18 protein-coding genes are annotated in these 25846 nt (G+C 34.7%); 10 read left to right on the plus strand and 8 right to left on the minus strand.

Going from position 1 to position 25846, the window contains the following annotated elements; translation table 11 throughout:
* Positions 1-131 precede the first annotated feature (131 nt).
* From ilvA to AB674_RS15255, 3 genes are all read left to right on the plus strand, one after another.
* Positions 132-1376 (plus strand): threonine ammonia-lyase IlvA, encoded by a 1245-nt coding sequence (gene ilvA / locus AB674_RS15245; RefSeq protein WP_047777968.1) that lies wholly within the window; start codon positions 132-134, stop codon positions 1374-1376.
* An 81-nt stretch (positions 1377-1457) separates the two neighbouring features.
* Positions 1458-1850: a group III truncated hemoglobin gene (locus AB674_RS15250; RefSeq protein ID WP_047778025.1), complete on the plus strand. Its 393-nt coding sequence runs from the start codon at positions 1458-1460 to the stop codon at positions 1848-1850.
* A gap of 244 nt (positions 1851-2094) precedes the next feature.
* Positions 2095-3852, plus strand: a complete 1758-nt coding sequence (locus AB674_RS15255) for an aromatic amino acid hydroxylase (RefSeq protein WP_047777970.1) — start codon at positions 2095-2097, stop codon at positions 3850-3852.
* A 468-nt stretch (positions 3853-4320) separates the two neighbouring features.
* Here the strand turns inward: AB674_RS15255 and AB674_RS15260 are convergent, their stop codons facing one another.
* The 6 genes from AB674_RS15260 to AB674_RS15285 form a co-directional block, all read right to left on the minus strand.
* Positions 4321-4950, minus strand: a complete 630-nt coding sequence (locus AB674_RS15260) for a DUF4230 domain-containing protein (protein ID WP_047777972.1) — start codon at positions 4948-4950, stop codon at positions 4321-4323.
* Positions 4951-5380: 430 nt separating this feature from the next.
* Positions 5381-7696 (minus strand): BamA/TamA family outer membrane protein, encoded by a 2316-nt coding sequence (locus AB674_RS15265; protein ID WP_047777974.1) that lies wholly within the window; start codon positions 7694-7696, stop codon positions 5381-5383.
* Positions 7680-12779 carry a translocation/assembly module TamB gene (locus AB674_RS15270; RefSeq protein ID WP_047777975.1) on the minus strand — a complete coding sequence of 1700 codons (5100 nt, stop codon included), beginning with the start codon at positions 12777-12779 and terminating at the stop codon, positions 7680-7682. The genes AB674_RS15265 and AB674_RS15270 overlap by 17 nt, the downstream gene beginning before the upstream one ends.
* A 161-nt stretch (positions 12780-12940) precedes the next feature.
* Complete coding sequence (locus AB674_RS15275) at positions 12941-13897, minus strand: GSCFA domain-containing protein (RefSeq protein ID WP_047777976.1); 957 nt, start codon at positions 13895-13897, stop codon at positions 12941-12943.
* A 97-nt stretch (positions 13898-13994) separates the two neighbouring features.
* Positions 13995-14804 carry a hypothetical protein gene (locus tag AB674_RS15280; RefSeq protein ID WP_047777978.1) on the minus strand — a complete coding sequence of 270 codons (810 nt, stop codon included), beginning with the start codon at positions 14802-14804 and terminating at the stop codon, positions 13995-13997.
* Positions 14805-15194: 390 nt separating this feature from the next.
* The gene (locus tag AB674_RS15285; protein WP_131701550.1) at positions 15195-16001 is read right to left on the minus strand and encodes a hypothetical protein; all 807 of its coding nucleotides are present in this window, start codon (positions 15999-16001) and stop codon (positions 15195-15197) included.
* Positions 16002-16422: 421 nt separating this feature from the next.
* On the opposite strand from AB674_RS15285, the gene AB674_RS15290 reads away from it, so the two are divergent.
* Positions 16423-18168: an ABC transporter ATP-binding protein gene (locus AB674_RS15290; protein ID WP_047777981.1), complete on the plus strand. Its 1746-nt coding sequence runs from the start codon at positions 16423-16425 to the stop codon at positions 18166-18168.
* Positions 18169-18263: 95 nt separating this feature from the next.
* Here AB674_RS15290 and AB674_RS15295 read toward each other — a convergent pair whose 3' ends face one another.
* Positions 18264-18641 (minus strand): GxxExxY protein, encoded by a 378-nt coding sequence (locus AB674_RS15295; protein WP_047777983.1) that lies wholly within the window; start codon positions 18639-18641, stop codon positions 18264-18266.
* Positions 18642-18815: 174 nt separating this feature from the next.
* A complete protein-coding gene (gene alaS, locus AB674_RS15300) occupies positions 18816-21464 on the minus strand; it encodes an alanine--tRNA ligase (RefSeq protein ID WP_047777985.1) in 2649 nt (882 codons plus the stop codon).
* Between the two features lie 252 nt (positions 21465-21716).
* Between alaS and AB674_RS15305 the strand changes: the two genes are divergently transcribed.
* From AB674_RS15305 to AB674_RS15330, 6 genes are all read left to right on the plus strand, one after another.
* Complete coding sequence (locus tag AB674_RS15305) at positions 21717-22694, plus strand: M23 family metallopeptidase (protein WP_047777986.1); 978 nt, start codon at positions 21717-21719, stop codon at positions 22692-22694.
* A gap of 48 nt (positions 22695-22742) precedes the next feature.
* Positions 22743-23075: a MerR family transcriptional regulator gene (locus AB674_RS15310; RefSeq protein ID WP_047777988.1), complete on the plus strand. Its 333-nt coding sequence runs from the start codon at positions 22743-22745 to the stop codon at positions 23073-23075.
* A 41-nt stretch (positions 23076-23116) separates the two neighbouring features.
* Complete coding sequence (locus AB674_RS15315) at positions 23117-23701, plus strand: LemA family protein (RefSeq protein WP_047777989.1); 585 nt, start codon at positions 23117-23119, stop codon at positions 23699-23701.
* A gap of 72 nt (positions 23702-23773) precedes the next feature.
* The gene (locus AB674_RS15320; RefSeq protein WP_047777990.1) at positions 23774-24211 is read left to right on the plus strand and encodes a TPM domain-containing protein; all 438 of its coding nucleotides are present in this window, start codon (positions 23774-23776) and stop codon (positions 24209-24211) included.
* Positions 24212-24214: 3 nt separating this feature from the next.
* Positions 24215-25042: a TPM domain-containing protein gene (locus tag AB674_RS15325; RefSeq protein WP_047777992.1), complete on the plus strand. Its 828-nt coding sequence runs from the start codon at positions 24215-24217 to the stop codon at positions 25040-25042.
* Positions 25043-25215: 173 nt separating this feature from the next.
* Positions 25216-25629, plus strand: coding sequence for an RrF2 family transcriptional regulator (locus AB674_RS15330; RefSeq protein ID WP_047777994.1), 414 nt, complete (start codon positions 25216-25218; stop codon positions 25627-25629).
* The last annotated feature ends 217 nt before the right edge of the window (positions 25630-25846 follow it).

Consider the following 25846-nt stretch of genomic DNA (forward strand, 5'->3'; position numbering starts at 1 on the left):
CTCCCAAATCGGGAGGTTTTTTTATTTTAAATAATTTAAATACAGCTAATTTTTGTCACAGATTTCACAGATTCGCATAGATTAAATCTTTCTAATCATTTTAATCTGTGGCAAAGAATAAAACAAAAAACATGGACCTATTTAACGAAGTACTTGCCGCCAAAAAACAACTCGAAAATGTAGTTGCCGCTACCCCACTGACTCAAAATTTGAATCTTTCAGAAGAATTTAAAGCTACTATTTTATTAAAAAGAGAAGATTTACAAATTGTCCGGTCGTACAAAATCAGAGGGGCTTACAACAAAATATCTTCGTTAAGCGATCCTGAAAAAGCAACAGGAATTGTATGTGCCAGTGCCGGAAATCATGCGCAGGGCGTTGCTTACTCCTGCAACTTACTGCATATAAAAGGCAAAATTTACATGCCCAAAACAACGCCAAAGCAAAAAGTAAAACAAGTACAATTATTCGGGAAATCGTTTGTTGAAATTGTTCTTATCGGCGATACTTTTGATGATGCTTACGCCTCTGCCACAGCTGATGCACTGGAAAACCACAAAACCTTCATCCATCCTTTTGATGATTTGAAAGTGATCGCGGGTCAGGGAACGGTTGGACTGGAAATTCTCGACCATTATAAAAAACCGATAGATTATGTCTTTGTACCCATTGGCGGTGGCGGATTGGCTTCCGGTTTATCCGAGGTTTTTAAACATTTGAGTCCTGATACCAAAATTATAGGCGTTGAACCTCAGGGAGCTCCATCAATGAAAAATTCAATTAAGGAAGATAAAAACACAGCATTAAAAACGATTGATAAATTTGTTGACGGTGCCGCTGTCAAACAAGTTGGTGATCTTACTTTTGAGATCTGTCGCAAAAATCTGGACGATATCATTCTGGTCCCGGAAGGAAAAGTCTGCACTACCATTTTAAGATTATACAATGAAGAAGCTATGGTTGTTGAACCTGCAGGGGCTTTGACTATCGCAGCTTTAGATTTTTATAAAGACAAAATAAAAAACAAAAATGTAGTCTGTGTCGTAAGTGGAAGCAATAACGACATCGAAAGAACGGCCGAAATAAAAGAACGTTCTTTACTCTACGAAGGATTGATGCATTATTTCATGATTCAATTTCCGCAGCGCCCCGGAGCTTTAAAAGAGTTTGTAAATAACATTCTTGGACCGGATGATGATATCACTTATTTCCAGTTTCACAAAAAAAACAACCGTGAAGTAGGGTCTGTTGTTGTTGGTTTAGAATTAAAAAACAAAAAAGATATTATGTCCATCAAATGGAATATGACTGCAAATGGCTTTGAATTTCAATATTTGAATGACAATCAGGATTTATTTACACAGTTAATTGGTTAAAAACAACGTTAAATGATAAATATCAGAAAGCAAACCCTTAGTTATATTGTATTTTTGCAGGCGAATTTTACTTTTATAAACATGGCAACTCAAGATATTTCAAGCTTAGGCGATATTAAACTTTTAGTAAATACTTTTTATGCAAAAGTGCAGGATGATGATTTAATTGGGCCTATTTTTAATCAAAAAATGTTAGGACGATGGCCGGAGCATCTGGAAAAAATGTATTCCTTTTGGCAAACTATTTTATTAGAAGAACACACTTATTCCGGAAGTCCGTTTCCGCCACACAAACAATTACCTATAGATCAAGCACATTTTGACCGTTGGATGGAGATTTTCACCACAACAGTAGATTTTTTATTTGCCGGAAAATTAGCTGAAGAGGCAAAAGTCCGTGCGGCCAATATGGCTTACATGTTCAATTACAAAATTGAATACTTCAGAAATTTAGAAGCACAGCAAAAAAATTAGACTTCAGCCAAACGAAACAAATTCACGAATTATAGTTTAGTAAAAGATTCGTGAATTTGTGGCTGATAAAAAACTAAAGACACGGATTCTTCATTCCAAAAAAGACCCAATTCTCCTCCCATCCTGGTTGAGAGAGCTTTCACAAAAAACAGCAATAAATAATTTTGTACAAAAAGTTGTAACGAATGCCAAAAAACGCACTGTAAATTCGTAATTTTACATTTCAAACTACAACGTTTTCGAAATGAACCCAACTATTGAAACAAATCCTTTATTAGAGCGATTGCCTAAACATTTAAAGCAATTTATTAAACCTCAGGACTATAGCGATTACACACCTATCAATCAGGCAGTTTGGCGTTATGTGATGCGTAAAAATGTAGATTATCTGTCTAAAGTTGCCCATCATTCGTATTTAGACGGACTAAGAAAAACTGGAATTGAAGTAGATTCTATTCCAAGTATGTACGGTATGAACCGTATTCTCACTGAAATTGGCTGGGCTGCCGTTGCGGTTGACGGATTCATTCCGCCTAACGCCTTTATGGAATTTCAGGCGTATAACGTTTTGGTTATTGCATCAGATATCAGACAATTAGAACATATCGAATATACTCCTGCACCGGATATTATTCACGAAGGTGCCGGCCACGCACCTATTATTGCCAATCCGGAATATGCAGAATACCTGCGTCGTTTTGGAGAAATTGGCTGTAAAGCGATTTCTTCTCACAAAGATTATCAGATGTACGAAGCGATTCGATTACTTTCGATTTTGAAAGAAGCTGAAGATACTCCTCAGGACAAAATTGAAGAAGCGGAGAAAGCGGTTGCCGATTTACAAAACAATATGGGCGAATTATCTGAAATGGCCCAAATCAGAAACCTGCATTGGTGGACGGTTGAATATGGCTTGATTGGTACTGTTGAAAATCCAAAAATATATGGCGCCGGATTACTTTCTTCCATTGGAGAGAGCGCTTGGTGTATGACCGATAACGTAAAGAAAATTCCTTACGATATCTCGGCTGCCAATCAGAATTTTGATATTACACAATTGCAACCGCAATTGTATGTAACCCCAAATTTCTCGTATTTAAGTTTGATTTTAGAGGAATTTGCCAATAAAATGGCTTTACGTACGGGAGGTCTTTCGGGAATCAATAAACTAATCCATTCGAATGCTTTAGGGACTATCGAATTGAGTACTGGTCTACAGATTTCGGGAGTGTTTACCAAAGTGATTGAAGACGAAGGAAAACCGGTTTACATTCAGGCAACCGGAAAAACGGCTTTGTCTTACCGCGAAAAAGAATTAGTAGGCCACGGAACGCTAACTCATCCTGATGGATTTGGAAGCCCGATTGGAAAACTAAAAGGCTTCAATTTAGCCATTGAAGACATGAGTCCTAAAGATTTACAAGCCTATAGCATCGTTGAAAATGAAGCTGTAAGACTTGAATTTGAAGGCAACATTATTGTTGAGGGTGAAATCATCACCGGCTCCAGAAACCTGCACGGAGAGATTATTTTAATCAGTTTTAGAAATTGTACCGTAACCCATGGAGAGGAAGTTTTGTTCCGTCCGGAATGGGGTAATTACGATATGGCAATTGGTAAAAAAGTGGTTTCGGCATTTTCAGGCCCAGCTGATGTAAATAGTTTTGACTTGATCAATAATGTTCCAAAAACAACCACTATTAAAGCCGTACAGACTGACGAACGCGATGACTTAGAAGCGCTATATCAAACAGTACGTACCATTAGAGAAAATAAAAATTCTAAAGTAGAATTGAAATTTGTATTTGAAAAACTAAAAGAAAACCATTCAAACGATTGGTTGCTTTCTGTTGAAATTGCGGAGCTTTTGAAAGATTCAGACGAAACACAGCTTTTACAGGAAATTTTAGTACACCTGGATCAGTTGAAAACAAAACGTGCAGAAGTAGCACATTTGATTTCGGGTGGTTTGGATTTGATTTTTGATAAGGAAGCTGTTTAGGGGTTTTGCCGCTAAGGCGCTAAGGCACTAAGTTTTTTTCTTTACTGCGGTTTTTTTAATCTCGCAAAGTCGCGAAATCGCAAAGTTTTTTTAATCCTTTTAATCTATGGCATAATAAAAACTTTGCGGCTTTGTGCCTTTGCGGCGCTAACCGTTACATAATCTCGCAAAGTCGCGAAATCGTAAAGTTTTTTTTTAATCCTTTTAATCTGTGGCAAAATAAAAACTTTGCGGCTTTGAGCCTTTGCGGCACTAACCGTTACATAATCACGCAAAGTCGCGAAATCGCAAAGCTTTTTTTAATCCTTTTAATCTGTGGCAAAATAAAAACTTTGCGGCTTTGTGCCTTTGTGGCACTAACTGCTACATAATCTCGTAAAGTCGCGAAATCGTAAAGTTTTTTTTAATCATTTTAAATCTGTGGCAAAATAAAAACTTTGCGGCTTTGAGCCTTTGCGGCGCTAACCATTACAATTTCAAATCCTTATTAAAATCCTTATCCGATTCAATCACCTTCCCATTGTACTGCAGTTTCCACCCCATTGAATTAGTCAAAATTAAAATCTTAGATAACTCACTAATCAATCTGTTTTGAGCATTGGTTTTTAAGGATGATTTTTCGATTTTCTTGGCCAGATTTGCCTTTACCGATTTATTGATTTTATTGTAATCGTCTCCTGTAAACGGATTCAATTTACTTTGTTCCACATCATAAAACTGAATGTCCGGATTGATTGTAATTTCTTCTTTTGGAATATTCAGGATCGTGATTGTTTTATTTTTTTCGTCGATATCGTATTTCATTTGATGCAAATCATATGCTACCGTAACATTGGCATTTACTACAATAAGTGCTTTTTTCTCAAAAGAAACCATATCCATCAAATACTTTTGCTGGTTTTTGTACGTGATGACTTCCGAGAAATGGCCTTCGGTGACTACCAATTTCCCAACATTTAAGATTTGCTGCTGAATTAAATTGGTGTTATAACCGATTTCTGGCTCCTCCTCTTTTTTAAACCCACAATATTTAAAAGCCAAAATCACAATGACCACGATTACGGCTACAGCTAAAATTCTCTTTATTAAGTTTTGCATTCGATTAAATTAGTTAGACGAATTTACTTCTTTTTTTTAAGAAGTTTTCTGTTGCTATTTTTTTTTGACACGAATTTCACTAATTCACACTAATCAATCTTTGCGGATAGCAGTCAATTTCACAAATTTTAATTTGATAAATTCAATTTTAAAGACACCAATCTTTGTATTAATTGGTGTAATTCGTGGCGAAAAAAGGTTTAACACGAATTGCACTAATTTGCACTAATTATTCTTTGTGTTTGCTCCTTCAATTTCACGGATTTTTAATTTAAAAGACACCAACCTTCGTGTTAATTCGTGTAATTCGTGTTGAAAAAAGCTTTGACATGGATTGCACTAATTTGCACTAATCTCGCTTTGCGTATATTGGTCAATTCCAATTAAAAGACACCAACCAACCTTCGTGTTAATTCGTGTTGGGAAAACGCTAAAAAGGATATCCTATAGCAATATTAAAAATCAGATTGTCTTTTCTCCAGGAACCACTTCCAAAGTTGATATCGTCGATTACCCATCTTTGGCCTTCGGGTAGGTATGGGATTCTTAACGGAAAAGCAAGATCGGTTCTTAAAACTAAAAACGATAAATCAAAACGCAATCCGGCTCCGGCTCCTACTGCGATTTGTTTCATAAAATCTTTGGTAATCTCGGCATTTGGTCGATTTGGATCAGCATTTAAAAGCCAAATATTTCCTGCGTCTACAAAAACGGCACCTCTTACAATGCTAAAAAGTTTCGCCCGATATTCAGTATTAAATTCCAGTTTTAAATCGGCAGATTGATCCGGTACGTAATCGCTTGAAGTCACTTCTGCCTTATAACTTCCGGGACCTAACGATCTTGCTCTAAAGGCACGAATACTATTGGTTCCCCCTACTACAAATTGTTTGGATGTAGGCAGGGTATTTGAATTTCCATAAGCAAATCCGGCACCAAGGATAATTCGGCTTGCCAGTTCGCTTTCTTTACCCAACTTTAAATAATGTCTTAAATCTGCTTTGATTTTTACGTATTGACTAAACGGAACATCAAATATTTTTATCGTATCGTTTTTCTTGATATTGGCTCCCGTTACCAATCCCGTAATATTCCCCGCTAAATCTAATTCTCCATTAAAATAAAACGTATTCTTTTTACGCTTTTGCATGGTATTGGTGTAGGTGTACGAATAGGTTGGGCCAAAAATCAATTGTTTTTCGATCACTCTTCCCAAGGACGCATCTTCTTCAATATCCTCTAAATATTCGGGTGTTACATTATTTGGACTTACATAGGTAATATCCACTATATTGAACTGATGTTCTTTGCGAATGTTTTCTTTCCACAAATATCCGAACGAAGTATTAAACGAATTCAGGGCGTACAATTGGGTTCTTTTTTGATATTCGTATCGCAAAGTGGCTTTCGTTCTGGGAACAAATTCGCTGTTTCCTTCAATGCGGAACGGTGTAATAAATCTCGGCCACGTCAGACTGGTTTCTGCTCCGAGTTTGTAAATATTTTTTCCGCTGTTTTGTCCGGAAAGCTGAAAATCGGCACCACCAAAAACCGATACGGTAAACAATTCTGCTCCCCGAAAGAAATTCCTGTTGTTCCAATTGGCATTAATCTCTGTTCCGGTATAACTCGCCGAATTGGTTTTGCCCAAAACCTCAACCCGAATAAACTTTTTAGGCAGAAGCGTCAGGTAATAATACGAATCTAAAGCGTTTTTTATACTGTCTGATTCTTTGAATTCATTTTTCACAAAATTAAAAGTACCCAAATTCACAAAACGATTTAAGGTAAGATTATGATCCTTTCTGTTGTATAAATCCCCCTTTTTGAAATATATCGTTCGGTCAAAAACTCTTGGTTTAAAAGTATCTGCAGTATCAATAATCGTAAAATCATTGTATTGTTTGCGATCTTTTTTGCGATACACGGCACTATCGTTGGATAAAGAATAATTCGGATACACCAATATCTTATCTATTTTGTAAGCTACAGTTGCTTTTACAGGGGTTTCTTCTTTGATTTTCAATTTAATTTTTACCTCATGATCGCCTTTACTGCTGTCAACCTGAGCCAAAATATAATCCGGATTAAAATAATAGTATCCCTTTTCTTTTAATCGTGCATCAATTCGTTCTCGCTCAGCTTTTATAACATCTAAATCATACGGATTACCCACTTTCAACAAACTTCTTCGACTTGTTTTGCTGATCACTTTTGCAATTTCCGATGAATCTTGAGGGAAAGTAACGCTCTTAATTTTATATTGTTTTTTAGGAATAACGATGTATTCTGCCGTTACTCTTTTATCCTTAACAGTAGAATCGGTACTTACTCTGGTCTTAAAATAACCGCGATTTTCTGCAAAATTTCGCAAAACGGATGCATTGTACTCTAAATCGACTTTGCTGAAAAGCACGGGAGCTTCCCCTACTTTATTTCGAAGCCAATATCTAATTCCTTTTTGCTTTTTGGGGTCTCCGGCAATATTATAAAACCATAATTTGGGTTTTAATCCCAGTATTTGTTTATTGGGCTTTGGGCGCAATAAGGTTTCTAATTCACTCTCCAGCGCTTTTCTGTCTTTCTTATTAAGTATAGTGTCTTTTACTGTTACAGTGCCACCTGTATACAGCAAATCACCTTCGGGCAGGTATTTTGTGTTGCTACATCCAAAAACAAAAAATAAGGACAGCACGACACAATACCTCATAAAATAGGATTCTATATAGCTATGTTTTTTGCTCATTTCCTTCAATTTGGTTTTTCTCTTTTTCCTTTTCTTCTTTTTCTTCTTTCTCTTTTTGCTTCCTTTTCTCTTTACGGACTTTTTCCTCTTTTATCAATTGCTTTTCGGCTTCAGTGCGGTGAAAGAGTTCACGAAATTTATTATAACTCATCGTAATAACAAAAGCGACACCTGTTTCTACCACCTGGCCTTCAACCGCTACCTGATATTGGTTTTTTCGATACGCACGAACCATATAACGTCCGTCTTTTGTGAGTTGATAGTCTAAGGCAACGTCTCCGGCTATGTTGGTACTTTCTTCGTTGGCACGCTCCTGCCCTTCTACGCCAAAACTGCTTCCAACAGTAACCTTCAATCGATCATTGAGCAATTTTTTAGAAACAGCCACATTCAGATCTGTTCTGTTTTGCATTGTTCCCGATGTATAATCTTCTGTCGATTCTAAACCAAATTCTAATTGAACTCCTGATATCAATTCTCCCGCAAGATCGTTTAGCTGCTGAGACAGAATTTTACTCACACTTTGTCTCGCTAATGTTCCCGCATTTGTACCGCCACTTTCGCTTGCAAACGGGTTTTCACCCACAAACCGGTTCAGTAATAAAAGAGCAAAAACCTGTTTATTTAGTTCCGCAGGATCTTGTTGCAATTGTTTCAACTTGGTTTTCGTAAGAGAAACGACATCTGAGGAGACATCGTAATTGTCGTCCGGCAATACAATGTCAAAAGAGATTTCGGGTTTCATCAGTTCTCCATTCATCTTTAATAAAGTCTGAAACGGAAGCTTTTGTTTATAGGTGTTTTTTTCTGCCGCCGATTTGCCTGACAATTGATTTCCGAGTAAATCAATTGGTGCCGTGTTGACTTTATAAATGGCCGTAATATTCAGGTCTGCCATTGTTGGTTCGCCATTCCAGACGATATAACTTCCTTTCTTAATATCAAATTTTCGGCGGATTCCATTAAAATTCATTTCGTAAGATCCGTCTGTAAACTCATACTTTCCGGTCAGCGTTGTTTTTCCCGATGGATCAATTCCACCAACAAGCTCTGCTTCTCCCTTTAATTTCAGGTAATCACCGTTTCCTTTATCAATAACCAAAGTAAATTCTGCTTCCTTGTCTATCGCAACTGCAACACTAACATCCATTCCTTTTAACTTCGATTGATCGAGTTTACTTTGCAATTCGACCGTTTGTTTCAGATACTTGTTGTCTTCGTCAACAAACTCTACAATTCCCTCTCTGTCTGCAATAGAAGGATCTGATTGCGGCATAACAACCGTAAATTTTGTTTCTTTATTTATTTTGATTGTTCCATTAACAACGGGATGGTCCAAATCTCCTTTGATATTTAATTTTGAATTTAAAAACAAGTCTCCATAAAACAATTCATTGTCTTTTTCTTTCGAATGTATGGCTCTAAAATCATCTGCCTGAACAAGCAAATCAAAATTAAAGTCTCTAAAATTTACCGATTGGATGTTTCCGTCTACAAAAAGTTCATTATCATTTTCATCAAAAAGAGAGAATCTGTCAAAAGAAATGGATTCATTATTAAAAGCAATTTTCTCCTTATTTATTTTAAAATATGAATTCAATTGTGTTACTCTGAAGCCGGTGTCGTTAAAATTCAGTTCTCCGTTAACTCTTGGTGCAGCTGTATTTCCTGTAATTTTGAAATTCCCTGATAAAAACCCCGTTCCATCTTTAATATTCCCCATACTGAACCCCTGAATGCTTTTTAAATACAATTTATCAAGCACTACATCAAAATCAAAACTGCCTTCTTCAATTTTATAATCGCCAGTAAGGTTCACGTCATTTCCTTCTCCGCTTAGATTTACGTTTGCATTTAAGGTGTTTTCGGTTTTATTGTCCACTTTAACTGTAATATCACCAACTGGTTCTCCTTTAAAAGCAAAAGCATCAATTTTTAGGTCCGAAGTAAAAGTTGGTTTTGTCATTACATTATCGGCCAAAACAGAACCATTAATCAAACCCTGCATCAATAATTCTTCTTTTTTGACCATATTCAGAATCGTCTCGATTTTGAAGTTTACAAACTCCATTTTTAATGGTGCATTGTCCTGATTTCCTTCGGATTGTATTTTGAGTTCATTCCCTGCATTCTCCAGATTAAACTTGTTTACATACAGTCTTTTGCCTCCAAATTCTATTGCATTTTCAGGATCGATGTTCCACTTATCGTAATTTAGAACAAAGTTATCGGCCTCTAATTTCAGTACATTTTTATCGGCCTCATGCTGCAATTCTCCAGCAATAAAATACTGTTGTTTTTCTTTGCCGTCTTTTACTTCCAACGCATATGATAGCACATTGTTTTCTACTTTTCCTACTAAACTTGTAAACGGAATTTTCAAAGAACTACTTTCTACTGAGGCCACAGAAATTTGATATTCTAAAGCATTTTCTTTGGCTTCTATATTAATTTTCCCGTCAGAAATGGTATTTTCTGCATATACAATTCTCGGAAAAGTTCCTTTTATTTCTAATGAATCGACGACATTGTTGTATTTTCCGCTAATTCTAATGGGCTCTAAACTTGTCAGATTTGGAACTAATTGAAACAGAATCGGGTCATTTTCTACACTCAGATTAAACGTTATATTTTGTTCGTCTAAAACCGCTTTCGACTTTGGCGTTTGTAAATCAATATATTTCGAAAGTGATTTCTTTAGACTATTTGAAAGCGTTGTCAATTTGTATTTTCCATTCATTTCAGCTTTTAAAAACTGAGATGAAATTTTGATACTATTATGATTCTGATCTGCAACAGCAATTACTTTTATAGAGTCCAAAACAATTGGGGTCGCATTCTGCAAGATTTGAATATTCGACAAGAAAACTTTTCCGTTCAAAAAATCAGGATTGCTGTTGGCGATATCGGCATCAACGTTTCCTCTTAGTTTCATTGGGCCAGCGTGTAGATTTAGCTTTTCCAGATCGGCAATGTCAAGGTTCAATTTAATCTGTCCCGATGGGTATTGCTCTTTTGTACTTCCGCTTGCATCCAATTCAAAATTCAGATTAGGGTCTTTCATTCCCGCTTTTACAGCAAAAGAGCCTTTTTTTATTTCACCATTTAAGGCTAAATCCCGATAGGTATATTTATTGTACACCGCTTTTTGAACGATTCCGTCCAAATGGGCTTGTGCTGTTTTCGGATCTAAACCTTTTCCTTTGACTTTCGCTTTAAGCGTAATTTTTCCAACCGAGTCATTTTTAATTAATCTGCCTAAGTCAAAATCCAATAAATAAACCTGAGCATCATATTTTTCTGCTTTCTTTACCCTTTGATCAAATAGGGCATCCACTTTTGCATTTCCGAAACTACTGTTTAAAGTCAGATTGGTTTTGAAATTTTGAACAGAACCTTTAAATTTTCCCTGCACATTAAATTGAGAAGGTAATTGAATACTTTTCGGAATCGTTCCTTTCGACACAAAGGAGGCTATATCTTTAGCAGAACTTGCCATTTTTTTGATATTCAGATCGAAATAAGCTTTGTCTGTATTTGGCATTCCTTTGATTATTCCGGAAAGTGAAAGTTTGGTTGTTCCGAGTCCGCTCACATCAAATTGATTGATTGTAAGGTCATTCACTTTTCCATTCAAACGAGCATTCAAAAGCAAAACTGCATTTGGGTTTTTCCTGAAAATTTCCTGCTTTTGCAAATCCGGAACAAACAATAAAATGTCTTTAAAGCCCAATTTTGATTGGTTCAAATTGGCATCTAAACTTAGTGTTTCGATATGCTTAGCCACTTTTGCAATCGACGGGTATTGTACTTTTATCCCGTCTTTTAAGAGTGTTTGCGGGGTTTTTACATATAGATTTTTCAAGTAAGCATTCTTGGGACCGTAAAAGAAATCTGTTTTGAAAGATTGAAGTTGTAAACCGCTCTTTTCGTTTATCGTAAACGTTTTTATATTTCCCGAAATGGTATCCGTCGTGTAATAGAATTGCTCGGCTTTCAAATTAAACCGACTCAAATCAAGGTGACTGTAATCAATTCCTTTCGAAACGGATTTTGACTGCATATCGTCAAATTTAAAAGCTACATTTTCTACATCAATATTTTGAAGTTTTACTTTCCAGCCCGCCTGAGCAATAGCGGTTGTATCTAAATCGGGCGTTTTTATTTGCTTGTCTTTTACTCCTAATTGCAGATTCCCTTTTAAGCTTTTTAATTGAAAAGTATCAAAATCTAACAGTTGCTTTTTCATGTCAATTTTATTGACTTTCAGATTCAGATTTCCCAGAACCAATCCTGAAGCCAATTTCGAATCTTTATTATCGTATAAAACATCAATTTTAGATAAACTGATTTTGTCTAATTTTAAACTGAAATCACTTCGTTTTGAAATTGTATCGACCGTCTTAACAGAAACCTCTGCTATTTTTTCTACTAAATCCTGATTCAGCACCAGTTTAAAACCGTTTAAATTGATATTCGGAATATCAAAATCCATTTTGTCTAAGTCGAATTTCTTGAATTTGGTATCAAAATGAGTCAGTTTTACGTGGACATCATTTTTAGAAAAATCGTCTTTAAAATTCAATTTGACATGATCCAGGTTTACTTTTACAACTGCTATTTTAAAAGGTTTAGCGTTTGGATCTGCGGGTTTTTCTTCCTTTGATTCGAAAGCTTTTAAGATGTAATCAAAATTAAAAACGCCTTCTTTGTTTCTTGAAATATTGGCAGTTGTGTTTTTAAGAGCAATAGCATTTATTTCGAGTTCACTACTGACCAATTTAAACAAGTCAATATCGAGTTCAAGACTTTTACCACTCAATAAAGTGTCTTTGTTTTGGTCTTCAAAATAAAAACCTTCCAGAACTACTTCTTTGGGAAAATTAATCGCGATTCGGTCTAACGAAACTTTGGTTTTGATCTTTTCCTGCAGATACGTAATTGCCTTATCTTTTGCATAATTCTGAACGGACGGAATCTGAATTAGAATAGTGAGAAGTAACACTAACACAATAACCGAAACCATGCACCAAAGAAGTACACGAAGTGTTTTTTTTAGAAAATGAATGGGTTTCTTATTCATACGTCAATAAAACACGTTAAGTAATAGCGTAGCTGAATTTGTTCAAATACAAAATTGTAAAAATTATACTTCAACAATTTACATAATTACAGCCAATTATTTTAAAATTTCAGTGATAAATAATTATTTCAAGACTACTTCTAAAAAAATAAAGCCCTGTTTTAAAACTTAATATGGGGCAATTTCGTCTCCAAAGCGGCTATTTTTTGACGCAATTTTAATAAAAAAGCCTGATGTTGCTCTGATTCGGGATTGAAACTTCTATGGGTTAATCCTTTTTGAATTTCTGAAACTTCTTTCATAATCGGAATACTTTTTTCAGCAATGAAGTTTTCACTGAATCGTTCCCAGATATAATCAATTGCTATCTGGTTGGGGTGTAACATATCTTCGTTATAAAAACGATAATCACGGAGTTCATCCATCATAATTTCATAAGAAGGAAAATAGGTTAATTTTAGATTGTTGATTTTAGATTTTAGATTCGCGTAAAGTGCCGTAAATAAATGCGATTTACTTAATTGATTTTCTGCAAAACCATCTTTGATGTGGCGCACCGGAGAAATGGTAAAAATGAATTTGATATTTGGATTTAAAGTCAAAACCAGATCGATTGTATTTTGAATACTTTGCTGTAACACTTCAACCGACACTAGTTCTTTTGAAAATTGCTTTTGTGGCACTTTGTGACAATTGGCAACAATTTCGTTGCTTTCGTTATGGCGATAAACCCAAGAAGTGCCGTAGGTGATTATTAGGTGTGTTGCTTCTTGTAATCGCTGCTTTGTTGCTTGGAGAGTTTGATTTAAGTTTTCAATTAATTCTTCTTTATTTGAAGCGCTTAAATCGGAATGTATTTCAAAACAATGCCAGCGTTCGTTATGAAAGAAAACCTCTTTTTCGGTAAACAATTCTTGCTCCGCAACCCTTTTTATAATCCGCTCAATCGAAACAGGATTAAAAATAATCCCAAATGGATTACAACTGTTATCGAATTTAAAATAATCCAGTTTTTCTGCCATATTTACTGCAAAACAGGAACCTAAAGACATAATTTTAGAAGTATAGTCTATTGGGTTACTTGTTTGCGAAATTGGGATCTGGGTTCTGAATTGCATAGGATTTTATTAAAACACGAATTTCACCAATTTTCACCAATAAAAAAACCAAATACAGAAGTATTTGGTTTTTGCAATGTTTTAAGATTTTATGTTCTTAGTAGGTGTATCTGGTTTCCGAATCGATTTCGGTACCATATCCCTTTGTTTCTATACTTAAGATCGGATACCCCTTGTCATTGTAAGTAAAAGTATTTCTAAAAATTGTTTGGTCAACAATATTTTCAATAGTCGAGCTGCCTCTTATCACATTATTATTTCCGGCTGCGCTAGTCTTAACCTTCAATGACCTGTAACCCAAAACATTTTTAAAAGGATTGTTACTTGTATCATATTCGTATTGAAATGTTCCTGTAAGTGTTGGTGAATCCATGAAATACTGTTCATACTTTACAAGATTCCCATCTTTAAAGGTCAAAATACCTCTATCAACTATTTTCTCTTCCGGAGTACCGGTAGTTACTGAATATTCCACATAAGAAATCAAATTATCTGAAGTGTGTGTGTAATCTATTTTGCTCGCATATTGTCCATTAGGATTAGCTGCCGTAAATAATCTCATCAGGATACTGGTCTTTAATTTACCGTTTTCATAAGTGTGCAAAATTTCCCTTGTTTTTCTTTCCTTTACTTCCGCATTTGGATCTAAAATAAAAGTTTCTTCTTTGGTAATTAAATTGCCTTCATAGCTATATAATATCTTGAAATTTCCTGTAATACTGCTTACAATTTTATTTCCGGAAAAGGTATTAGTTGTTAACGTTTGATCAACCGGGGAACCAATTTCTTTCAGAATAATGGTTTTAGGCAAAATATAATTTTCGTCAGGCGAAGATTTAGCATCATCACTTGCACATGAAGTAAACGTTAATATTAAAGCACTAAAGAAGAGTAAAAAAAATTTCATTTAAAGAAAGTTAAAAGTTAATATTTACGCCAAATTTAAAGAAAAGTAAATTGAATTACTCAATATATTCTGACGTTTTTTTAGCACTAAAAACTAATTAATCACAAGAAATCATTGCTTACACAACAATAAACTAATAACCACCTAACAATCAACAACTTCAATAATTATTAACGAATTTAAAAGAATCGCGTTTATTCCCCCTATTTACCGCAAAGCAAAAACCTAAAGAAATAATTTCACATTTATAATCTATTGATTTATTGCTTGAAGAGATTGATATTTCTTTTCTTAAATTATATGGCTTTGTTTCCTATAAAACTTGGCCTTTTTAGAAACAAAAACCAGATGTTATTGCATCTGGGCTTCAATTATGTTAAGTTCAAAAATTTAGTAATAAAAATATTCCGTTTTTGCATATTCAACTCCTGTATCATCAACATGTCTGGCAGCTACCGGAAAACTATTTTCATCATAGTCGTAGGTAGTAAAATAACTTACACTAAAATTATAAATAGATTTTGTTGTCGTTTTTGTTTTATTATGTACCAAATAGTTAAAATCTGAATAACGTAATAATAAATTAAAACCTACTACATTTTTAAAAGGATTATTCCTCTTATCATATTCTATAGCTATAAATTCAACTCCTGTGGGATCATCAAAACGTTCATCTTTTACAATAGCACCATTAACATAGATCAATCTGCCATTTCTTATAGCGCTTTCTTCATTGGTATCTTTATCAACCGTAGCTATTACAAAAGAAACTGTTCCACCAAGATTATGAGTATAAGTTGTTTTGGTTAAAAAAACGGTACCCTTTTTTAAATCAATTCTTTTTTCAAATAGCGTTTTCAATTTATTATTTTCATATGTTAAATCAGTTACAGTACTATTATACTTTCCCCATATTTGCTCATATCTAGTAATTAAATCTCCAGTATAATAGTAATTTTTTGTGTAGTTTAAAAATCCCGTGCTACTTGCAACTTCTTTTACCAGTTTTTTTCCATCATAAGTAAAATTAATTTCATGAACACCTTCGGAAGTATTTGTTAAAATCATTTTTTTTATCAAAACATTTGATACATTGGAGGGATTGGAAGGAGTCGACGGAGTCGAAGATGAATCATCACTCGAGCAAGATGTTAATATCAACACTAAAGCACTAAAAAGGCATAATATTTTTTTCATTCTAAGCAAATTACAGGTAAATAGTTTCGGCAAATGTATTGCATTCAAATTATAAATTTGAACTAAAAATCAGTCCATTCTAAATAGTAAAAAAACGAATCTTATCCGCCGAAATCGTAATAAAAGCATTTCATCATTTAACTCTCTAAAAAACAAACTTGTACTAAATTACACCAATTACATTCGCCGATGAAATTTAAAAAAAGGCTTTATTTCTAGCATCGTACCCATGTAAGACAATTCTCTCTTTAAGAATTTCCCATTCTAATTGAGTGCTCCTTTCAAAAAATAAAAATCTAAAATCTCGCCTATATCTAAGCATACATAATTTTACAAAAAATTGGCTTTTTAATACTCAAAATTAAGATTAGCGAATCTATCAATTCACTACTTTTACACTTCTAAAATTTTAAATCTAACTATGAAATTACTCTATTCATACATAATCAAACATAAGTTACTGTTGTTTTTTGCCTTAATTATGGCCACAATAAACATCTGTTTCAGCTTATCAGACTCTATTATTACCGGTAAATTAATGCAGGATTGCGGGGTTGGACTGGCGAAATACAAAGGAAATGAAATTGGTTTTATAAAATCTCTGTCCTTCTGGTTAGCGCTTTCGCTGGGTGCCGCAATGATCTCAAGAATTACCAAAAACTTTCAGGATTACTTCACCAATATCGTTATCCAGAGAACAGGAGCTCAAATGTATACCGATGGTATTAAGAAATCACTCGATTTACCTTATGCCGAATTTGAAGACCAACGAAGTGGAGAAACTTTAAGTAAACTGACCAAAGTACGTTCTGATTCTGAGAAATTAATTACACTATCAATCTCTTTAATTTTTCAAACCATTATTGGGTTTGTATTCGTGATTTTGTATGTTTCCCGAATCGATTATCGTATTTCTATAATCTTTTTAGTTACGGCGCCAATTATTGCTTTGGTAAGTTCTTATCTGGGAAAAAAGATCAAAATCGTTTCTAAGAAAATTGTAAATCAAACCAATGCTCTGGCAGGCTCTACAACTGAAAGTTTAAGAAACATCGAACTTGTAAAAAGTCTTGGTCTAACCTATCAGGAAGAAAAACGTCTGAACCTGAATACTTTTAAAATTCTTCAACTTGAATTAGAAAAAGTCCGATTCATCAGAAGTTTAAGTTTCATACAAGGTACTACGGTTCATTTTTTAAGAACCTGTGTTGTTTTTACGTTGTACTATTTCTTGTTTGGAGGAAAAATTATTGTGGGTGATTTATTGACCATGGTCTTTTTTACATTCTTTATTTTTGGTCCGCTTCAAGAGTTAGGGAATTTCATCATTGCCCTAAACGAAACAAAAGTTTCCATGGAAAATTTCAGAGTGCTTTTAAATGCTCCAAAAGAATTCCGTCCAAAAACACCGAAGCATGTTGGAATCATTCAATCCTTGCTTTTTTCTAATGTTAGTTTCAAACATAAAACAGCCAAATTCAAGGCCGTAGAAAATATTAACTTCGAAATTAAACAAGGACAAACTGTTGCTTTCGTCGGGCCATCAGGCTCCGGAAAAACAACTTTGGTAAAACTATTGGTTGGATTATATACTCCGGAAGAAGGTCAGGTGCTTTACAATGATATTGATTCAACCGAAATTGATTTATTGGATTTAAGAAAACAGTTAGGTTTCGTAACGCAGGACGCGCAACTATTCTCAGGAACAATTCGGGAGAATTTATTATTCGTCAAACCATCTGCAACAGACGAAGACTTATACGACGCCCTAAAAAGAGCCAGTTGTGAGAAACTGCTAAAACGTGCCGAAGATGGCTTAAACACCACAATTGGTGAAGGTGGAATTAAAGTTTCAGGCGGAGAGAAACAACGTTTATCGATTGCCCGAGCTATTTTAAGAAACCCTAATTTATTGATTTTTGATGAAGCCACTTCTGCTTTAGATTCTATAACAGAAGAAGAAATCAACGCGACAATCCGAAACATATCCGACAAAAACAGAATCACGGTTTTAATTGCACACCGCTTATCTACCGTAATGCATGCTGATAAAATATTTGTTTTAGAACAGGGTAAAATTATTGAGCAAGGTAAACATGAGGATTTAATTGTTGAAAAAGGGTTGTATTATGCTATGTGGCGTCAGCAAATTGGAGAGCGTAAATAGAATCTAAAAAATCTCGCAAAGTCGCGGAGTCGCAAAGTTTTTATTTTAAATACTTTGCGGCTTTATTTTTTTCTAAACTCTCAATCTTAAAAAAACTAAAGATTTGAAACTACTCTTTTTATACCAAGTTTAATTATTGGAACATTAAAATTTACCAGTAATCCTAATTTCATTTTTGTAATTTTAAGATAAGTCAAAACTTGTTTCGCATGGATATCAGTAAGTCGTTCAATGGATTTAATTTCTAGAATCACTTTCTTTTCAACAATTAAATCAGCTCTAAAACCAATATCTAAATGTATTTGATCCCAAATAACCGGTAATACTTTTTGTCTCTCAACATTAAGTCCTTTTTTTGTCAATTCGTGATATAGAATAGCTTCATAAACAGACTCTAATAATCCCGGTCCAAGTTTTACGTGTATTTTATAACAAACATCTACAACAACTGCTGAAATTTCATTTTCTGTCATCTTATTCTTTTTACAAATACACAGAAAAAACTTACTTTTTAGTATTAAAAATAAAAGAGCACTATTGAAATAATAGCTACTTAACAAAAATCTCGCAAAGTAGCAAAGACGCCAAGCTCTATAAAACTTTGCGACTCCGCGACTTCGCGAGATTCAAAAAAAAAAAAAAAAAACTTATTTTACAAACTCGATCGCCTTAGCTAAAGCCTCTTTAATTCCAGCTGTATTTTTACCTTTTCCGGATGCAAAGAAAGGTTGTCCTCCTCCATTTCCTTCAATATACTTTCCTAATTCTTTAATAACAGCATTTGCATTCAAACCTTTACTTGCTACTAATTCTTTAGCTATATAACAGTGAATATTTGGCAAACCGTCTTCTGTTGAAGCTAAAAACACAAACGAATCTGCTTTTGAACTTCCTAAAGCTGAAGCTAGTTCTTTCGTAGAAGCCATGCTTAAATCTACTTGTTTGGCAAGGAAATTTACGCCGTTTACTACTTGAAAATCTTTCTCCAGCTCGGTTTTTAAAGCGCCAACTTTTTCTTTAAGCAATTGCTCAATTTGTTTTTTCAGCTTAGCATTATCATCTTGCAACGTAGCAACCGATTTTAAAACATCTTGTGGATTCTTAAGTGCCTCTTTTATCTCCGTTAACGTATTTTCTTGATTCTCATAGAAATTCTTCACAGCATCACCCGTAATCGCTTCGATACGACGAATTCCTGCTGCAACCGCTCCTTCTGAAATGATTTTGAAATGCCAGATCTCAGCAGTATTTTTCACGTGAATTCCTCCACATAACTCCTTACTGTCACCAAACTCAATCATACGAACATTATCGCCATATTTCTCTCCAAACAAAGCCATTGCACCTTTTGACAAAGCTTCCTGAATCGGAATATTTCTGTGTTCAACTAATTGCAATTGCTCTTCTATCTGAGCATTTACACTCGCCTCAACCTGACGTAATTCAGCATCAGAAACTTTGCTGAAATGCGAGAAGTCAAAACGCAGATAATTTGGATTTACCAATGACCCTTTTTGCTCTACGTGCGTTCCTAAAATACTTCTCAAAGCCAAATGCATCAAATGCGTAGCCGAGTGATTTTTGGACGTTGACGTTCTTAAATCTGTATTTACTTTTGCTGTAAAACCAGCCTCAATATTCTCCGGCAATTGTTTTGCAAAATGCAAAATCAGATTGTTCTCTTTCTTGGTGTCGATGATTTCAATCGTTTCATTTGCAGAAACCAAGATTCCTTTATCACCAACCTGTCCTCCTCCTTCGGGATAAAATGGAGTGTTGTCTAAAACGATTTGATAAAGAATTCCATCTTTTTTAGAATCGACTTTACGAATTCTGGTAATTTTTACTTCATTCTCCGTTTGATCATATCCTACAAAAGTTTCTACATTTCCGGGAATTAAAACATTCCAGTCTTCCGTTGAAACTTCAGATGCTGCACGTGAACGCGCTTTTTGTTTTTGCAATTCACTTTCAAACTCCTCTTCGTTGTACGAATACCCTTTTTCTTTCAGAATTAAAGCTGTTAAATCTTTTGGGAATCCAAACGTATCGTATAATTCAAAAACTTTAGCTCCCAAAACTTCTTTTCCGTTTGTTTCAGAAACTACTTTGTCTAACAATTGTAATCCTTGATCTAAGGTTCTAAGGAAAGAAGCCTCTTCCTCACGAATTACATTGGTAACCAATTGTTGTTGTGCTTTTATCTCAGGGAAAAATTCTCCCATCTGATTCGCTAAAACTTCAACCAATTTATTAATAAACGGCTCTTTTGTATTTAAGAACGTAAATCCGTAACGAATCGCACGACGCAAGATTCTACGAATTACATAACCCGCTCCTGTGTTTGATGGCAATTGTCCGTCTGCAATAGCAAATGCAACCGCACGTACGTGATCTACAATTACACGAATCGCAATATTAGTTTTATTCTGTTCCTCACTCTCTTCGACTCCGCTCAGAGCGACATCATTCGGTGTGTATTTTAAACCTGTGATTTGTTCTACCTTTTCAATAAGTGGCGTAAACACATCTGTATCGTAATTGGATGTTTTTCCTTGTAATGCCATACACAAACGCTCAAATCCCATTCCGGTATCTACGTGTTGCGCAGGAAGTTTCTCCAAAGAACCATCCGCTTTACGGTTGAATTCCATAAATACATTATTCCAGATTTCAACTACCTGTGGATGATCATTGTTTACAAGACTTTTTCCTGTAACCAGTGCTTTTTCTTCTTCAGTACGTAAATCAACGTGAATTTCTGAACATGGTCCGCATGGTCCCTGATCTCCCATTTCCCAGAAATTATCCTTCTTGTTTCCAAGAATAATTCTGTCCTCGTCGATTAATGTTTTCCAAATATCCCAAGCCTCCTGATCAAATGGCACATTGTCTTCCTTGCTTCCTTCAAATACAGAAACATAAAGATTTTCTTTTGGAATTTTATAAACTTCTGTCAATAAAGTCCAAGCCCAATTGATGGCTTCTTTTTTGAAATAATCTCCAAAAGACCAGTTCCCAAGCATTTCAAACATGGTATGATGGTAGGTATCAAAACCTACATCTTCAAGATCGTTGTGTTTTCCTGAAACACGAAGACATTTTTGCGTATCGGCTATTCTCGGACTTTTTGGCGTTCCATTCCCTAAAAAATACTCTTTAAACTGGGCCATTCCCGAGTTATTGAACATAAGGGTTGGGTCGTCTTTAAGTACAATTGGAGCAGATGGAACAATTAAGTGTCCGTTACTCTTAAAAAAGTCTAGGAATTGTTTACGTACGTCTTGTGATTTCATATTTTTATTAATGCGATATTTTGAAAATGTGTCAATTTGATACTGTGTCGATTAGATAATAAAACAATTAATAATGCTTCATTTAAAATTAAAAATTTACCATTCCAAACAATAAATTATCCAATTACCACATTATCTAATTATCTAATTGATTTCTTTAATTCTTGAAAAAAAGCGGGGAACAACTGAAACATTTATTAAATTTGTTCCACTAACTATTTTACAAGCTGCAAAAATAGGGTATTTTAAAATATGGCGAAAGTAAAATATTATTACGACTCAGAAAATCTGGCTTATACGAAAATAAAAACCAGAAAGAGAATCAAAATTGGTTATGCATTACTGTTTTTGCTGGCTTCAGCGCTGTTTGGATTTTTAATTTTTGTTCTTCTACTCAACACTCCTTATTTCGAAACGCCAAAAGATCGCCTACAGACACGTGAAATTGAAAACTTGAAGTTACATTATTCGATTTTGAATAAAAAAATGGATGAAATTAATGAGGTAACAGAAGCACTAGAAGATCGGGATAACAACATTTACAGAGTCTATTTTAATAAAGCGGAAATTCCGGATTCTATACGAAAATCAGGTTTTAGAGACCTCAATCGATACAAAGACTTAGAAGGATATAACAATTCGCAATTGGTATTGAATACCACCAAACGAATTGATAAACTCTCCAAACAACTGGCGATCCAATCCAAGTCATTGGATGAAATTTTAAAATTGGCTAGTGCCAAAGGAAATTTGTTATTGGCAATTCCTGCCATTCAGCCAGTCCGAAATGAAAATTTGAAACGTATTGCTTCCGGTTTTGGATATCGAATTGATCCTTTCACGAAAGTGAGAAAAATGCATAACGGTATGGATTTCACCGCTAATACGGGTGCTCCTGTTTATGCAACGGGTGATGGAGTAATCGCCAGAGCTGACAATACGGCGTCAGGTTTTGGAAATCATGTAGTCATCAGGCACGGTTTTGGATATGAGAGTTTGTATGCACATTTAAGCAAATACAACTGCAGACCCGGACAACATGTTAAAAGAGGCGACATTATTGGTTACGTTGGAAGCACCGGAAGATCAGAAGGACCACATTGTCATTATGAAGTTCATAAAGATGGTAAAGTCGTAAATCCTTTGAATTTTTATTACGGAAATATTTCGGCAGTAGAATATGTTGCCATTTCACACATGGCCAATCAGGAAAACCAGTCATTAGATTAATACTGTAAAAAGTAGTAAGTTTGAAGTACTAATAGAAAAATACAAATCATGCATATTGAACTTTCTAAAGATAAAAGATATTACAGCATTGGCGAAGTTGCCAAAGCTTTTAATGTCAATGCCTCTTTGATCCGTTTTTGGGATAGTGAATTCGATATTTTGAAACCCAAAAAGAATGCTAAAGGCAACAGAATGTTTACTCCGGATGATATTACCAATTTACAATTGATTTATCATTTGGTAAAAGAACGTGGTTTTACACTCGAAGGCGCCAAAATCCATTTGAAAGAAGGCCAAAAGAAAACATTAGATAAATTCGAAATAATACGTAAATTAGAGTCGATAAAAATACAATTAACAGAAATTAAGAACGAATTATAACAGCATTTTAAAACAAAACACAAATTTAAATCGAAACAAATATGAAAAAATGGTTAATCCCCGTAGGAATTATTGTAGTACTGGTTGCTATTATAGCTTTTTGGTCAATTGGAATTAAAAACACCGGATTAAAATACAGCCAGGCTGTTAATAAAGAGTGGGGAAATGTGAATACTGCCTACCAAAGAAGAAATGACCTGATCGGAAACTTAGTAAACACGGTAAAAGGTGCAGCTGATTTCGAAAAATCGACTTTGACAGCGGTTATCGAAGCGCGTGCAAAAGCAACCTCAGTAACTATTGACCCAAGTAATGTTACTCCGGAGCAATTGTCTCAATTCAACCAAGCACAAAGTGGTGTGTCTTCTTCTTTATCAAGATTATTAGTTTCTGTTGAGCAATATCCAACCTTAAAAGCAAATGAAAATTTCCTAAAATTACAAGATGAATTAGCGAGTACTGAAAACCAAATTTTAACAGCAAGAACTCGTTTTAACGAATCAGTTCAGGAGTACAATGGTTATATTTTATCTATTCCGAACAAATGGTTTTTAGGTGAATACAAAGAAAAACCATACTTCCAAGCTGTTGCAGGTGCTGAGAAACCGGTTGAAGTAAAATTCTAAAAAGACCCAATATTTTGATTATTGATTTAATTAAAATCTAAAATCAACAATCTAAACTCTAAAATAACTCAAATGTCAAAAGTAGAAGATTTTTTATCCAAAAAAGAAGAACAAGAAATTGTTGAAGCTATTGGTATGGCTGAAAATAATACTTCGGGCGAAATTAGAGTACATATAGAACAAACTACTTCTAAAGTCCATTTTGACAGGGCTTTAGAAGTTTTTCACGAATTAAAAATGGATGAAACGCAACTTAAAAATGGTGTTTTATTCTACTTTGCCGTGGCAGATAAAAATTTTGTCATTTGCGGAGATAAAGGTATAAATGACCTTGTATCATCAGACTTTTGGGATTCGACCAGAAACATTATGGTCACTCAATTTAAATCCGGAAACTTCAAACAAGGTATTGTCGATGGCATTTTAAGCGCCGGAGAACAATTAAAAAAATATTTTCCACGATTGGCTGACGATACTAACGAATTATCAAACGAAATCTCAAAAGGATAAACAATGAATATTTCCAAAAATAAAACTTCAAATTCTAAAGGAATCTTTCATTTATCCTTTCTGTTAATCGCTTTTTTTACCGTTAATTGTGTTTTTGCCCAATTTACTATTCCCGAAAAACCAAGTTTTCAAACCTCTGTTTACGATTATGCAAACGTTCTGAGTGCAACTGAAAAAACACAGTTAGAACAAAAGCTCATTCGGTATTCAGATTCTACCACTACTCAAATTGTAGTGATTACCATAGAAAGTTTACAAAATGAAGATGTTAGTCAGCTCGCTACAAAATGGGGACAAACATGGGGAATTGGCGGAACAGCAAAAGACGACAACGGTGTTATTATTTTATTAGCCAAAAAAGAGAAAAAAATTGCCATTAATCCAGGTTATGGTTTAGAAGATCGTCTGACTGCTGGAATTGGTGGTGAAATTATCAGAAATATTATTATTCCCGAATTTAAAGCAGGTAGTTACTACAACGGACTTGACAAAGGAACTGACGCTTTATTTGATGTTTTTAAAGGAAAATACAAAGGTGAACGCAAGCAACAATCAAAAGGAAAAAATTTTCCTATCCTCCCTTTTATTGTTATTGTTGTAATTGTATTATTTTTGATCTCCAGAAACAAAAGAGGTGGCGGAGGAAATTCAGGCAATAACGGTGGAGGCCCTAGCCTTATGGACGTTATTATTCTGAGCAGCTTAGGTCGCAGTAGCGGAGGAGGCGGTTTCGGAGGCTTCGGTGGTGGATCATCAGGCGGAGGTGGCGGTTTCGGCGGTGGATTTGGAGGCGGAGGTTTCTCCGGTGGAGGATCTAGCGGAGGATGGTAGACTTTTGGTCGCGGGTTCTAGTCGCAGTCGCAGTTTTAAGTCGCAGTTTTAAGTCGCGGGAACTGGAGTCGGTTTGAAGTTTCAAGTTTCAGGTTTCAGGTTTCAGGTTTTTTGAAAAGATATTTTTGGTTACATTTTACAAGTCACATTTTACAATTAATAATTCAATTTAAATGTTATCACATAAAGCAAAATACGCCCTTAAGGCCTTACTTTATTTAGCAGAACAAGACGAAAATCACATTTCTAAAACAATAGAAATTGCTGATGGAGCGAACATTCCTAAAAAGTTTTTAGAACAGATTTTATTGGATCTGAAACGAGGACGTTTTGTGAGCAGTAAGCAGGGAAAATTTGGTGGATATTATTTGATAAAATCTAAAAACGATATTACTTTGGCCGAAATTCACCGTTTATTTGACGGCGCCATTGCACTTTTACCTTGTGCCTCATTAAACTTTTACGAACCTTGTTCTGATTGTAAAACAGAGTCAGAATGCAGCTTACATCATGGTTTAGTCCTTATTCGAGACAAAACTTTAAAAGCTATGGAAGGGATCACTATCGCTTCACTGGTGAAGAAATAAAAAAATATTTTTTAAATTCGACTATTTTTATAGAATTTATATATATTTGCAGAAAAAATTAGCAAACCAGTCCAAAATTAAAACCTTATGAAAGTACATTCGAATCGATCAGGTGGATCAAAAAGTTTTTTGCAAAAAAATAGAAATAGTCAATTCACTACTGTGAAAAACAATTCTTTTTGTATGTGTATGTGTTGGTAAAAAAAAATTAATTTAA

The sequence above is a fragment of the Flavobacterium sp. ABG genome, assembly GCF_001027725.1.
Lineage (GTDB): Bacteria > Bacteroidota > Bacteroidia > Flavobacteriales > Flavobacteriaceae > Flavobacterium > Flavobacterium cupriresistens.

What these genes read in the sequence shown, in the direction of transcription:
- AB674_RS15255 (WP_047777970.1), top strand. Translation starts at nt 2,095, where the DNA reads ATGAACCCAACTATTGAAACAAATCCTTTATTAGAGCGATTGCCTAAA.
- AB674_RS15270 (WP_047777975.1), bottom strand. Translation starts at nt 12,779, where the DNA reads ATGAATAAGAAACCCATTCATTTTCTAAAAAAAACACTTCGTGTACTT.
- AB674_RS15330 (WP_047777994.1), top strand. Translation starts at nt 25,216, where the DNA reads ATGTTATCACATAAAGCAAAATACGCCCTTAAGGCCTTACTTTATTTA.
- AB674_RS15305 (WP_047777986.1), top strand. Translation starts at nt 21,717, where the DNA reads ATGGCGAAAGTAAAATATTATTACGACTCAGAAAATCTGGCTTATACG.
- AB674_RS15265 (WP_047777974.1), bottom strand. Translation starts at nt 7,696, where the DNA reads ATGAGCAAAAAACATAGCTATATAGAATCCTATTTTATGAGGTATTGT.
- AB674_RS15315 (WP_047777989.1), top strand. Translation starts at nt 23,117, where the DNA reads ATGAAAAAATGGTTAATCCCCGTAGGAATTATTGTAGTACTGGTTGCT.
- AB674_RS15295 (WP_047777983.1), bottom strand. Translation starts at nt 18,641, where the DNA reads ATGACAGAAAATGAAATTTCAGCAGTTGTTGTAGATGTTTGTTATAAA.
- AB674_RS15290 (WP_047777981.1), top strand. Translation starts at nt 16,423, where the DNA reads ATGAAATTACTCTATTCATACATAATCAAACATAAGTTACTGTTGTTT.
- AB674_RS15320 (WP_047777990.1), top strand. Translation starts at nt 23,774, where the DNA reads ATGTCAAAAGTAGAAGATTTTTTATCCAAAAAAGAAGAACAAGAAATT.
- AB674_RS15260 (WP_047777972.1), bottom strand. Translation starts at nt 4,950, where the DNA reads ATGCAAAACTTAATAAAGAGAATTTTAGCTGTAGCCGTAATCGTGGTC.
- AB674_RS15275 (WP_047777976.1), bottom strand. Translation starts at nt 13,897, where the DNA reads ATGCAATTCAGAACCCAGATCCCAATTTCGCAAACAAGTAACCCAATA.
- ilvA (WP_047777968.1), top strand. Translation starts at nt 132, where the DNA reads ATGGACCTATTTAACGAAGTACTTGCCGCCAAAAAACAACTCGAAAAT.
- AB674_RS15310 (WP_047777988.1), top strand. Translation starts at nt 22,743, where the DNA reads ATGCATATTGAACTTTCTAAAGATAAAAGATATTACAGCATTGGCGAA.
- AB674_RS15250 (WP_047778025.1), top strand. Translation starts at nt 1,458, where the DNA reads ATGGCAACTCAAGATATTTCAAGCTTAGGCGATATTAAACTTTTAGTA.
- alaS (WP_047777985.1), bottom strand. Translation starts at nt 21,464, where the DNA reads ATGAAATCACAAGACGTACGTAAACAATTCCTAGACTTTTTTAAGAGT.
- AB674_RS15325 (WP_047777992.1), top strand. Translation starts at nt 24,215, where the DNA reads ATGAATATTTCCAAAAATAAAACTTCAAATTCTAAAGGAATCTTTCAT.
- AB674_RS15280 (WP_047777978.1), bottom strand. Translation starts at nt 14,804, where the DNA reads ATGAAATTTTTTTTACTCTTCTTTAGTGCTTTAATATTAACGTTTACT.
- AB674_RS15285 (WP_131701550.1), bottom strand. Translation starts at nt 16,001, where the DNA reads ATGAAAAAAATATTATGCCTTTTTAGTGCTTTAGTGTTGATATTAACA.